Origin of the sequence: Ruminiclostridium herbifermentans (assembly GCF_005473905.2) — a bacterium.
In the GTDB taxonomy this organism is placed as follows: Bacteria; Bacillota; Clostridia; order Acetivibrionales; family DSM-1351; genus Ruminiclostridium; species Ruminiclostridium herbifermentans.
The window spans coordinates 3491341-3504939 of sequence record NZ_CP061336.1 but is presented as its reverse complement, the minus strand read 5'-3'; the positions used below and the strand labels follow the sequence as shown (position 1 = coordinate 3504939).

Below are 13599 nucleotides of genomic sequence, written 5' to 3'. Positions count from 1 at the left end.
GGTTATTATGAAAAAACACATTTTATTTTTTACTTTAGTTAGCTTTATTACTCTCATTTCAGGCTGTACTGCAACAAATAATAATAATAATAATAATAATAATAATAGTTCAGAAGCACAGGGGAAGGTACAGGAGTATTTTCCTATAAAAGAAAACGTCAAGTATGTATATGAAGGCAAAGGCAATGAATACGCTGCGTATGATGTGTATATTGACTATATTGACTATACTTCCGGAAATAAAGTACAGCAGAGAACCAATAATGGCGGTTCAGAAATAGTTAAGGTGCTTGAAATAAAGGATGGTAAGCTTACTAAAATATTTTTCAAGGGAGAAATCTATTACAGAGAAAATTTTTTGGATGTAGACGAAAAAGAAAATGAAATTTTACTTATGGAACCGTTGGTAAAGGGTACAACCTGGACATTAAAGGATTCAAGTGTAAGAACTATTACTAATACTTCTGCTGACATCACTACGCCCTCCGGAAACTATAAAGCTATTGAGGTAACTACTGATAGCTCAAACGGAAAAACAGTTGATTATTATGCAAGGAATATTGGTTTAGTAAAGTCTGTATTCAATTCTGAGGGTGGGGAAATAAGTTCTTCTCTTAGTAAAATTGAGGAAAATGCATTGTTTACACAGAATATTAACTTCTATTATCCTGATATTGATGAAAGCAAAATAGTTTATCAAAATAAAGAAGTAAGCTTTAGGACTAATGAAACAACAAAGCAAGTATTAGAACAAGCATACAAAGATTTGATTAAAGATAAAATAGGTGACTCAGTTACAACAAATACAAAAGTTAATAGCTTATATTTAAAAGATAATATTGTTTACCTTGATTTAGATAATACTTTTTTAAAAGAAATAAATGCTGGTGCGTATTATGAAAAGCTGATAGTTCAGAGCATAGTAAATACTTTGGGGCAGTACTACAACACAGATAAAGTCGTGTTCACCTTAGATAATAAACCCTATGAGTCAGGACATATTTCTATGGAAAAGGATGGATACTTTAAGGTTGACTTTGACAATACAGTTGAAGCCACACAGTAGTAGTACCAAATAGTATATTATAAACCATCAAGGTTAGATTCTTCTAAAGTCATATTGCATAGGATTTCTTGCCGTACTGTAATACGAATAAAATAGCTGGTGTTAGCTCTTAATGCCACCTATTTGAGTAAATTGATATTAATATGCAATTTTTGTGAATAACTAGTTTTGTAGTGATACAGTGAAAGTAATTAACTGTGAGTATCGATTCGAGACAGATGCTTTGGTTGTATGTTTGACGGAAGTGCTTGTTTTGTACCACAAATATTTCAGCGTTAATTTCGGGAGTAAGCCCTAGATTATCTTACACGGAAGTATTATTAAGCGGTTACTGTATATAGGTTAAGTAAATTTATGATTGAATAAAAATAAATTAATTTGATTAAATGTAAAATATTTCAAATTATGGATTGCAATTATCAAATAAGTGTGGTATGCTTAAGAAGCTAGTTATATAATTAATGGGTTATTTATTTTTGAACAAACCTCCTTTTATTAAGTGGGCTTTACTCAGGAATTTTTAAATCCCAGAAAAATCTAAGGAGGTATATAAAATGGCAGATAAGACTATTACATGCAAGGATTGTGGTGCTACTTTTACATTTACAGAAAGTGAGCAGGCATTTTACAAAGAGAAGGGTTTCGAAAACGAACCACAGAGATGCGCTAGCTGCAGAGCTGCTAGAAAGCAACAGAGATCAAGCAGAGTAGGAAACGGCGCAAACAGAGGCTACGGCAATAGATGGTAAAATAGATTGGTAATAAGTATTGAACTCAATTAGTTGCAATGCTTATATTTAAACTCCGTTGGAGTTAATTTTAATATGATATAAAGAAATAAAAGGATAGTTTAGCTTATGTGGCTGCTATCCTTTTTTGCTTAATTTAATAGCTAGCAGCTAAATAATTGTGACTGAAACGGTTTGCAATGAGTTTAGGTACTGAATAGTATATAAGTTCTGAGCAGGTAAGGAAAATTATTAAGGATAATTATTAGGGAGAATTATAAAGAATATAAATTTCGGTTTGCACATCTACTCCAACTATTGTAATAGAACTCAAAATTATTAAAGCAAATATTTTTGGGCAAACACACCTATTGATAAGTTTGAGCACAGTTAGATTATGTTTGATAAAATTGAGTTTATTTCCTGGAAATAAAATGGCTGCCACAAAATTTATTTTGCAGCAGCCTTACTTATTGGAAATTTGCTTCGCCCAGCATAGAATACTATTCTTCTGATTTGCCTTTTAATAATGACTTTACCAACTTAAATAATTCATTAACTGTAAGAGGAACTAAAGCAAATAAAATTACAATTCCCCAGTCCATTAAACTTAAGTTATGCACTTTAAAGGCGTTGGCAAGCAATGGTATGGATATAACTCCTAGCTGTAGAATGAAACCAGCAATTATAGCACCAATCAAATACATATTAGAGAACAAACCAACTTTAAATATAGATTTAGTTGCACTCCTCATTGATAATGAATAAAGCAACTGGGATGCCGCTAATACAACAAAGGACATTGTTCTGGCATATGTCAATACATCTTCAGGTATATTTTTTGAACCTAAGGAATATCCATGCTCATGTAACCCAAAATAGAATGCTAATAGAGTTAATATACCTATTAGGGAACCACCCAGGATTGCATTAAAGGCTGCACCGTTTGCAAAAAAGCTGTCCTTTGGGTTTCTAGGCTTCCTTTTCATAATATCCTTGTCACCTGGGTCAATTCCAAGGGATATAGCGGGTAAGGTATCTGTGATAAGATTTATCCAGAGAATCTGTGTTGGCAACAAAGGTACAGGCCAGAAAAACAGTATGGATAAAAATACTGTTATAACCTCACCTAAATTACAGGACAATAGGAAAATTACAGACTTCTTTATATTATTATAAATGTTTCGTCCTTCTTCAATAGCATGAACTATAGTAGTAAAATTGTCATCCGTTAAAATCATGTCACTTGCGCCTTTAGCAACATCTGTTCCGGTGATACCCATTGCAACACCTATATCGGCAAATTTTAAAGATGGGGCATCGTTTACACCGTCACCTGTCATAGAAACTATGTTGCCGTGGGACTTAAAGGCTCTGACTATCTTAACCTTGTGCTCAGGAGAAACTCTTGCAAAAACTCTATAATTATTAATATTCTTTGAAAATTCCTCATCTGATATTTCGTCTATTTCTGCTCCTGTTAAGCTTTGTTCGATTGACTCTGCAATTCCCAGCTCTTTTGCAATTGCAACTGCAGTGTTTTTGTGATCGCCTGTAATCATTATAGGTGTAATTCCAGCAGTTTTGGCTTCTGCAATAGAAGCTTTAACCTCCAATCTCGGAGGATCAATCATTCCAACTAAACCAATTATAGTTAAATCCGTCTCCATTGCATCAGGCTCAATAAGGCTGTCTGTATCCTTAAACGCCACACCTAGCACTCTTAATGCCGAATCAGACATTTGTTCTGTGATTTTTAGATAATTTTCTTTCATGTCTTCTGTCAAAGGAACTATTTTTCCATCCACAAGAGCACTGCTAGAAATCTTTAGTAGATTGTCTATTGCACCCTTTGTATGAACTCTGAAACCATTTCCCTCTTTATTTAGGGTTGACATTAATTTTCTGTCTGAATCGAAGGGTTTTTCTGATACCCTATTATGCTTTGTATTTAAACTGTTTCTTGATAGTCCGTATTTATCACCTAAAATTATTAAAGCTATTTCAGTAGGGTCGCCAGTCCCTTGTCCGTTTTCATATGTTGCATCCGAACATAACACAAGGGATTTAACTAGTTCAATGGTATCACCGGAAGCTTCCAAACTAGTTTCTGCTGCTGGCACATCTGAAAGCTTATTATAGGTATAGTGCTTGACAACTGTCATTTTGTTTTGTGTAAGTGTTCCTGTTTTGTCTGAGCAAATGATGTTAACAGATCCTAAAGTTTCAACTGCCGGCAGCTTTTTAACTATTGCATTGATTTTAGACATCCTTGTAACGCCAAGAGCCAGCACAATGGCTACTATAGCGGCTAATCCCTCTGGGATTGCAGCAACTGCCAAGCTGATAGCGGTTAAGAACATTTCAAAAAGGTCTCTTTTTTGAATTAATGCAATAATGAATATGACAACACATATGCCTATTGCAACAAAACCAAGGATTTTGCCAAGCTCTTCTAATTTTTTCTGAAGAGGGGTCATTTCGTCATTATCTTCATCGAGTATCTTTGCTATTTTACCAATCTCAGTTTCCATTGCAGTTGCAACTACAACACCTTCGCCTCTGCCATAAGTGGTTAGGGTTGACATAAAAGCCATATTAGACTTGTCACCTATAGGCGTTTTAGGATCTTCATAAACAGAATTTGCATCCTTATCTGTTGGAACAGATTCTCCTGTTAATGCTGATTCCTCAATCTGAAGATTTGCACTTTCAACAAGTCTCAGATCAGCAGGTACAAATCTACCGGCATCTAAAATGACAATATCACCGGGAACTATTTCTTCAGAATTAATTTCTTTTGCCTCTCCATCACGTCTTACAAGAGCCTTGGGAGTTGTCATTTTCTGAAGGGCTTCTATAGCCTTTCCCGCTTTATATTCTTGTACTACGCCAATTACAGCATTCAAAATAACAACTAATAGGATTATTATGGAGTCAGTATATTCTCCTATAATCATAGTAATTAATGCAGCTCCTAAAAGAACGTATATCAGCATGTCTTTAAGCTGAGAAAAAAATAGTGCAATTAAGCTCTTTTTTGGTTTGCTTTTAAGCTTGTTTTGTCCATATTTTTCAAGCCTTGACTTAGCTTCTGCACTAGAGAGTCCCTTTGAGGGATTTACATCAAGTTTTTTTAATACTTCTTCTTGTGACTGTGAAAACCACATACTAACCTCCCACGCACCATTTAAGTGCAAAAATATATTGAAACCATCAGTGTATAACCTCAGTTTATTCAGAGGTATGCCAATCTATAGATGGTTTAAGTCCAACTTACTGCAAGCTAACTTTCCATACTCCAATTGGGTGCGAAAATATAATGAAATCATCAGTTTGGAACCTCAGCTTAGTATGTTTTAACAATTGAATTTTCTTCACAATGTCTGTCAAAAAAACGCTTGTTGCTGGGTTCCGCTCAAAAAAGCAGAATACTTATAAGCTATGTTTTTGAGCAGAGAGTTTTCATTGTGTTTAATAATTATCAATTACAATTAAACTATTCAATTAAGTACATAATTATGTAAAAAAACAGCATCATCTTACAACAAAAGCAACAATATAAATAAAAGCTAACTGCTTATATATATTAAGATAAAGATGCAGTTAAAGCTAGAATACAGCAGTGTTAGTATTATATTCTATATGGTGTAAATTGTCAATTTGTAATGATTTTTAATCATTATGGAATAAATATTAAAAAGAGCGCTGAACTAGAGTTTTACTTTTGCTAGCAAACCATTGTTATTCTGTACGGTAAACTATTTATTTGTAAAATGATAGTAATTATAATTTTACAGCATAATAATTCTTTTATTTAAGAATGAATTTTTATATATTTACAAACAATATTATTGAAAAAATAATGTTTATAGTGAAAGATATGTTGGTAAATATGATAAAACATGTAAAGGTTAAAATAGAACTATTGCATCGCATAAATAGTTCGTGTTTTGCAGCAGTCCTTTATACCATAATAAATACTATTGATAAATATATAACAATTTGTTAAAATTGAAATCGAATTTTAGGAAATAATGTCGAATAACAATGAAATAGGAGAAGATTATGAAAAGTAGAATTGTAATAATTGGTGCTGGTTATGCTGGTATCTTAACAGCAAAAAAACTGGCAAAAAAATTCAAAAAAAATGATAATGTCAGTATTAAAATTATTGATAAAAATCCATTTCATACTATGTTAACTGAACTCCATGAGGTTGCAGCTAATCGCGTTGATGAGGAAAGCATTAAGATAGGACTGAAAAAGGTTTTTGCAGGAAGAAAAGTTGACGTTGTCCTTGATACTATAGAATCAATAGATTTTAAGAATAAAGTTGCAATTGGTGCAAACCAAAAGTATGAGTACGACTATCTAGTTTTAGCTGCAGGTTCAAAGCCGACTTATTTTGGTGTTCCAGGTGCAGAAGAGTATGCTTACAAGCTTTGGTCATATGAGGATGCAGTAAAGCTTAGAGATCATATTCAGAATGTTTTCAGAAAAGCTGCCTGCGAAACAAATCTTGAAGAAAAGAAAAGAATGCTTAGCTTTTATGTGGTTGGAGCTGGTTTTACAGGTGTAGAAATGGTAGGCGAACTTGCTGAATATGTTCCTATTCTTTGTGATAAGCATGAAATAGATAGAGAACTTGTTACTATTTATAATGTAGATATACTTAAAAGAACCGTACCTAATTTGCCTGAGAAGATTTCAAATAAGGTTGAAAAACGTTTGAAAAAAATGGGCGTTAAATTAATGCTTAATTCAGGTGTTTGCAGGATAGGACCTGACTTTATAGAAGTTAATGCAAATGATACCTGTAGTCGTTATAGCGTAGGTACGGTAATATGGGCTGCTGGTATTGAAAGTTCAGATATTACTAACGAAGCCGCTAAAACATTACAATCGGCAAACAGAGGACGTATTAAACTGGATTCATTCCTACGTTCGGTGGATGACGATAGAGTATATGTCGTTGGTGACAATATGCTGTATACAGCTGAAGGAGAGGATAGACCTGTTCCGCAAATGGTTGAAAATTGTGAACAGAGTTCAGCAATTGCAGCAAAAAATATATATTGTGCAATAACTGGTAACGGTGAAATGACGGTTTACAAGCCATCTTTTCATGGAATGATGGTTTGCATAGGCGGAAGATATGGTGTTGCTAGAGTTGGATTTCCAAAGCGAATGATTAACCTGCCATCTTTCTTGGCGATGTTTGTAAAGCACTTTATAAATATAATTTATTTTGTTCAGGTATTGGGCTGGAACAAGGTATTCAGCTATTTAAAGCATGAATTCTTTACTATACGAAATTGCAGAAGCTTTGTGGGTGGACATTTCTCAAATAGAACACCTAGTTTTTTAACGGTACCACTTAGAATTTGGTTAGGAGTAGCTTGGTTGTTTGAAGGTATTATGAAGGTTGTTGAAGGTTGGTTTGAATCACCTAAATTAACAGCCTTCTTTGGCGGTGCTGAATCATGGTATAACAGTATTTTATACGGTTCTACAGGAGCACTTGAAGGTACCAGCGGAGCAACAGCAGTACAAACAGCAACTGAAGCTGTAAGTTCAGCAACAGGTGAGGCTGCCCAAGAAGTAGCAGCAAGCGTTGGAACAACTATTTTGAATTTTGACTTTTTAGGTTTATTCCGTTTGATTTTTGTTAGTGGAAAAGAACTATCGAAGTCTGTTATAGGCGATTATGCTTTTAAAATTGATATGCCGCTTATGAACTGGTTTACTAATGAATTAATTTTACCAAGCGATGGTGTTCAGATTTTTATGCAAGGCTTTATTGTAATAGCAGAAATTTTAATTGGTCTTGCATTAATTGGAGGATTGTTTACAACTCCAGCAGCAGCATTTTCATTGGTGCTTCAAGCAATGTTCGTTTGTACTACAGGCCTATATTTATCAACATTTTGGATGATATTTGCTGCAATTGCAGTGCTAATAGGAGCTGGAAGAACATTTGGCCTTGACTATTACGTAATGCCATATTTAAAAAATTTATGGAGAAGATTACCTTTTGTAAGAAGGTTGTATATTTATAATGATTAAAGAAAATATGATACTCCAAGAAGAAATCAACTATATAGAAAATGATAAAGCTTTAGATTTAGTAAAGGAAAAAGTAAATAAAGAGTTGCTTACTGCTCCTGTAATAATTCGTCAATACACGCAGCATTTGGCGGCTTCAAGCGGTAAATATATCCGCGCAGCAGCTTTGCTTATTTGTTCGCAAAATGAGGATGGATTAATCCATCCTCATGCAATAAATTTTGCAGCAGCTATTGAAATAATACACTTAGCAACACTAGTTCACGATGATGTTATTGACAATGCAAGCACAAGAAGGGGAAAACCCACACTCCAAAAAAAATATGGTAAGAGAACAGCCGTTATTTGTGGTGATTATTTACTATGCACTGCGCTGAAGGTAGTTGCTGAGATACCAGAAAAAAAGGAATATCTGAATTTAAGTGTACCTGACTATATGAGAAGAGTTTGTCTTGGTGAGTTAAATCAACATATTAACAATGGGTTCTTAGACTTATCAGTTTATAAATACTTAAAAATTATTTCTGGTAAAACTGCTGCCCTTTTTGAAGCATCTTTTCATGCTGGAGCCATTTTAAGTGAAAAGGATAATAAGACCATATCAAAATATGCTAAGTTGGGACGATATATTGGCATGATTTTTCAGATGACAGATGATTGCATTGATTTTGAAACAACGGAGGATATAGCCAAAAAGCCGGTTCAATCTGATTTTGAACAGGGGGTAATTACACTTCCTCTGATACATGCTTTCAAAAATCTGCCTGACTTGAAAAAGAAAGCAATTAGCAACCAATTGACAAGAGAGGATATTAATGCTGCTGTTGCTAATAGTGGTGGATTAGATTATACACGCATTATTTCCAGGAAATATTATAATAAGGCAATGAAAATAATAAATGAACTTCTTATTACACAAGATAAAAGAATAAAGCTGATTTCTATTCTTGACAGGGCTTGTGGTTTGACTTAGGGTTGGGATTTTACATGATAAAGAAATTTTTTAATTATATCGAAATAAAAACTAAAATAACCAGTACATTTGCATTTTTAATGACAATGGCCTACCTTTTCTATATAAGGCAAAGTATAAATTTAGAACTTACTTTGGTATTCTTTGCATCTATGTTTATTTTTGATTTAGCAACAACTGCAATTAATAATTATATAGATACAAAAACCAACCAGCAGATATTGGCATATACAAGAAAAACTGCCAAGAACATAATTTTTATATTATTAGGGATTAGTACAGTTTTAGGATTATATTTGGCTTATAGAACTGACATAATTATTTTAATTATAGGAGCAATATGCTTTGCCTGTGGCATTTTTTACACCTTTGGGCCTGTTCCCATTTCTAGACAGCCGCTTGGCGAAGCGTTTTCAGGGATATTTTATGGACTGTTTATTCCATTCATTTTGATTTATATAAATATGCCAGACAATGCAATACTTTCGCTGAAAATAAGCGCAGAAACAATTAGCCTTGACATATTTGTAGTTCCTATAATAACTATTTTGCTGTTGTCAATTGCACCTATATGTACTACAGCAAATATAATGCTTGCAAATAATACTTGTGATTTGGAGAGAGACATTGCTGTAAAGCGTTATACTTTACCGTATTATCTAGGAAAACAAAAAGCTGTTTATTTGTTTGCTGTACTAAATTACTTAGCTTATTTAGGCATAATAATGATGGTAGCTTTTAAAATATTATCACCAATATGCTTATTATCATTGCTTACAATATTTCCTGTTCAAAGAAATATTAATACATTTTTAAAAGTTCAAGATAAGGAAACGACTTTTATTTCTTCTATTAAAAACTATGTTATTATTATGGGCTCAATTACTTTGGTTATATTTGTAAGCGGCATCATATAGCTGCAAGTAATATTATCAGCTTTCAAATACTTACTGATGTTGGAGAATTATGGATTAGAGAATAATCGTTTGAAAGATTATAAATAGTTTTTATTTAATAAACTAACATAATTATAAGCGTTATATGCTTTTCCATTTGATTATGACTCCTGCACTCCAACTTTCAAATGTGAAGGATGAATAATTTTTATAAGAATATTTTGCAGCTTGGTGGGATAATTTTATTGCAATGATATAGGGAGACAGTTGATGAAGTTTTTTAAAAAGACTGATTTAATAATTATATTTGGAATTTTTATAGTTGGATTGGCATTATGGGCTATATTTACATTTAGCAATTCATCAAAGCCTGCTAAAGCTGAAATTTACTATAAATCAGAACTAGTAGCAACTATAGATTTGAATTCTGGAGTAGATAAGGAATTTTCTATACCTCAGAATAAGAATGTAATTTTTCATTTGACAAAGGATGGTCACATTTGTTTTGAAAAATCAGACTGCCCAGATAAGATATGTGTAAGGACAGGTATGCTGAAAAATGTAGGAGAAACGGCTGCTTGTTTACCTAATGAAATAATATTAAAAATAGTGCCTTTGACTACTCGCGGTGATGATGAGCTTGATATGATTGTAGGATAATAGGAAGGTTAACAGTTCATGTATAAGAATATTAGTGATATACCCAAAACCAAACTTTTAGTATTAACAGCATTGCTTTTTGCAGTTGCATTAGTGCTTGCTATTTTAGAGAACTCTTTTCCACCGATATTTACGGCAGTTCCTGGAGTTAAGCTGGGTCTTTCTAATATTCCAGTAATGTATGCACTGTTCTTCTTAGATAAAAAGCCAGCGTTTATGATAGCGATATTAAAAGGTTTTTATGTTTTAATTACTCGTGGTTTTATTGCAGGAATATTAAGCCTAAGTGGGGGTATACTATCATTATTAATAATGTTGTTGTTATTAGTAGTATTCAGAGACAAAATATCTTATTTTGTTTTGAGTATTTTTGGAGCAGTATTTCATAATATTGGACAATTTACGGCAATTTCATTGATATATACCAATATATATTTGTGGGTATATCTTCCGGTTTTATTAATATCGGGTGTTGTTGCTGGAATGGCAACATCAGTTTTACTAAGGCTAATTATGCCAGCCTTTAACAGAATGTTTTAAACTATACAAAACAGCTTCAATTATCTTTTATGCCCGAAGTGGGTGTGAAGGTTAATATAGATAAAATAGTATTGGAGGAATAAATATGAAGAAAATTATTTCATTAGCATTGAGTTTAACAATGGCAATTATGGTTTTCGCTGGATGTGGAAAACAAGGTGAAGACAATAATGCAGCAGGTAATACAACTGGCACACCTGCAAATACTACTACTGCGATTGATACAGGTACTCCTGCAACTGGCGATTCAGTTAAAACAGGATTTGCTGTTATCTCATCAATTGCAAAATCAACAGATGCAGGTGAAAAGGATGGTCTGGCAGAGGTTGATTCAATGATTGCTGCAGTTACAGTTGATAAGGATGGAAAAATTGAAAAATGCATTATTGATGCTGTTCAAACTAAGGTTAACTTTTCAGCCCAAGGTAAAATTCTTACCGATTTAAAGACAGAAGTCAAGACTAAGAATGAACTTGGCGAAGCATATGGTATGAAGAAGGCATCAAAAATTGGTAAGGAGTGGAATGAACAGGCAGCAGCGTTTGCAAATTATGTTGTTGGAAAGACTCTTGACCAAGTAAAGGGTATAGCTGTAAATGAAGAAGGTACTGCTGGTGATGCTGAGTTAGCATCTTCTGTGACAGTACATATCGGTGACTTTATAGCAGTCATCGAGAAGGCTGTCTTAAATGCTAAAGAGTTAGGTGCTAAATCTGGAGATAAGTTAGGATTAGGTGTTACTACTAATATTGCAAATTCTACAGATGCAGGTGAAAAAGAAGGATTAGCACAAGCTTATTCCATGTACTCTGTTTCCACCTTTGATGCAAGTGGAAAAATAACAAGTTCTATCATCGATGCTTCACAAACAAATGTGAATTTCTCAAAAGAAGGCAAAATTACTTCTGATTTAAATGTTTCATTTAAAACAAAGAATGAACTTGGGGATGCTTATGGCATGAAAAAAGCATCTAAAATAGGCAAGGAGTGGAATGAACAGGCAGAAGCCTTTGCAAAATATGCGGTTGGCAAGACTGTTAATGAGATTAAGGGAATAGCTGTAAATGAAGAGGGTATAACAACTGAAGCTGAACTTACAAGTTCTGTTACAGTTCATGTTGCAGATTTCCAAAAGGTAATTGAAAAGGCTAGTGCAAATGCAAAATAAACTACGAAAGTTGAGATAATGAGCAAAAAATAGGGCTGCTGCATGATAGTATTAGTTGCAGAAGTGTGTTTTTGATTATTTAACAAAGACAAACTATGTAATTAAGCTGCTAGTGTGCAGTGGCCTTGCTTTTAAGTAGTATATACAAAATGAGACAAAGTTAGAATTTATAAGCTATAATGTTATATTGTATAGGTAATGGTTAGTTTTAAAAATTAGGATAAATATTTAAAAGGTATTAATATAAAAATTTTTACATAAAAGGCACAATAAATGTACAATAAATGTAGAATCGAAGAAAGTTAGTTAGATTGTTTTTTAAACATATAGAAGTTATATAAGTTATTAGTTACACCATTTTTGTATTAGTAATGTGGAGGTCAGTTTGTTAAAAAAAATAGTAACTGTAATAATTGCAATTTCATTTTTGATAAATTTAACAGCGTGTGGAGAAAAAGACAAGAAACGATATGAGGCGGAATTTTTACAGCTTTTTGATACAATGACAAAAATAGTTGCCTATACTGAAAGTAAAGAAGAGTTTACAAAGTATTCCCAGCTTATTTATGATAATTTAAAAATATATCACCAACTATATGATATATATAATGATTATGATGGAATAAATAATATTAAAACTATAAATGACAATGCAGGAATTAAACCCGTTAAGGTTGATAAAAAAATAATTGATTTATTACTTTATTCCAAAGAGTGGTATTTAAAAACAGAGGGCAAAATTAATATTGCATTTGGTGCGGTGCTGAAGATTTGGCATAAATATCGTACTGAAGGTGTTGAAGACGAGACCAAAGCTGCTATTCCTAAAATGGAAGAGTTACAAGAAGCAGCAAACCATACAGACATAAATAAAATTATTATAGATGAAATAAATTCCACTGTTTATTTAGAAGATCCACAAATGAGTATTGATGTTGGCTCTATAGGCAAAGGCTATGCAACAGAACAGGTTAGTCAAATTGCTATAAAAAGTGGTTTCACATCCGGGCTCATTAGTGTAGGAGGGAATGTACGTGCAATTGGAAATAAGGGAATTGACGATAAACTATGGAATTTAGGAATTCAGAATCCAGATAGAGAAAGCGAAAACAATACCATTAGCATTGTATATGTTTCTGATTTATCAGTTGTATCAAGCGGGGACTATGAAAGGTATTATACGGTTAATGGGAAACGATATCATCATATAATTGATACTGACACACTTTTTCCATCTGAATATTTTTCAGAAGTCACAATACTTTGTGAAAATTCAGGAATGTCAGACGCATTGTCAACTGCGGTTTTTTGTATGCCTATTGAAAAGGGATTGGAGTTTATAAACAGTCTGCCTGATACAGAGGCATTGTGGGTAATGAAAAATGGTGAAATAAAATACAGTGAAGGCTTTAAAAAATTTACAAAAGAATATTAGTATTAATTTATAGCCTGATACAAATAATATTTTTGAAGTAAAAAATATTATTGGAGGGATTGAA

General features: G+C 33.0%; 10 protein-coding genes. 9 read left to right on the top strand and 1 reads right to left on the bottom strand.

Going from position 1 to position 13599, the window contains the following annotated elements; all coding sequences use genetic code 11:
* Nucleotides 1-7 precede the first annotated feature (7 nt).
* A complete protein-coding gene (locus tag EHE19_RS14070) occupies nucleotides 8-1066 on the top strand; it encodes a GerMN domain-containing protein (protein WP_137696751.1) in 1059 nt (352 codons plus the stop codon).
* 554 nt (nucleotides 1067-1620) lie between these two features.
* Complete coding sequence (locus tag EHE19_RS14065) at nucleotides 1621-1815, top strand: zinc-ribbon domain-containing protein (RefSeq protein WP_137696750.1); 195 nt, start codon at nucleotides 1621-1623, stop codon at nucleotides 1813-1815.
* A gap of 482 nt (nucleotides 1816-2297) precedes the next feature.
* On the opposite strand, the gene EHE19_RS14060 is transcribed toward EHE19_RS14065, so the two are convergent.
* Nucleotides 2298-4964: a cation-translocating P-type ATPase gene (locus EHE19_RS14060; RefSeq protein ID WP_137696749.1), complete on the bottom strand. Its 2667-nt coding sequence runs from the start codon at nucleotides 4962-4964 to the stop codon at nucleotides 2298-2300.
* An 898-nt stretch (nucleotides 4965-5862) separates the two neighbouring features.
* On the opposite strand from EHE19_RS14060, the gene EHE19_RS14055 reads away from it, so the two are divergent.
* From EHE19_RS14055 to EHE19_RS14025, 7 genes are all read left to right on the top strand, one after another.
* Nucleotides 5863-7863, top strand: coding sequence for an NAD(P)/FAD-dependent oxidoreductase (locus EHE19_RS14055; RefSeq protein WP_137696748.1), 2001 nt, complete (start codon nucleotides 5863-5865; stop codon nucleotides 7861-7863).
* Nucleotides 7856-8836, top strand: coding sequence for a polyprenyl synthetase family protein (locus EHE19_RS14050; RefSeq protein WP_137696747.1), 981 nt, complete (start codon nucleotides 7856-7858; stop codon nucleotides 8834-8836). Before EHE19_RS14055 ends, EHE19_RS14050 begins: the two co-directional genes overlap by 8 nt.
* A gap of 14 nt (nucleotides 8837-8850) precedes the next feature.
* On the top strand, nucleotides 8851-9753 hold the full coding sequence (locus tag EHE19_RS14045; RefSeq protein ID WP_137696746.1) for a UbiA family prenyltransferase: 903 nt from the start codon (nucleotides 8851-8853) through the stop codon (nucleotides 9751-9753).
* Nucleotides 9754-10002: 249 nt separating this feature from the next.
* Nucleotides 10003-10392, top strand: coding sequence for a NusG domain II-containing protein (locus EHE19_RS14040; RefSeq protein WP_137696745.1), 390 nt, complete (start codon nucleotides 10003-10005; stop codon nucleotides 10390-10392).
* A gap of 18 nt (nucleotides 10393-10410) precedes the next feature.
* Nucleotides 10411-10932, top strand: a complete 522-nt coding sequence (locus tag EHE19_RS14035; protein ID WP_244648248.1) for a Gx transporter family protein — start codon at nucleotides 10411-10413, stop codon at nucleotides 10930-10932.
* Between the two features lie 85 nt (nucleotides 10933-11017).
* Nucleotides 11018-12100 carry a hypothetical protein gene (locus tag EHE19_RS14030; RefSeq protein ID WP_137696744.1) on the top strand — a complete coding sequence of 361 codons (1083 nt, stop codon included), beginning with the start codon at nucleotides 11018-11020 and terminating at the stop codon, nucleotides 12098-12100.
* Nucleotides 12101-12485: 385 nt separating this feature from the next.
* Nucleotides 12486-13535: an FAD:protein FMN transferase gene (locus tag EHE19_RS14025; RefSeq protein WP_137696743.1), complete on the top strand. Its 1050-nt coding sequence runs from the start codon at nucleotides 12486-12488 to the stop codon at nucleotides 13533-13535.
* Nucleotides 13536-13599 lie beyond the last annotated feature (64 nt).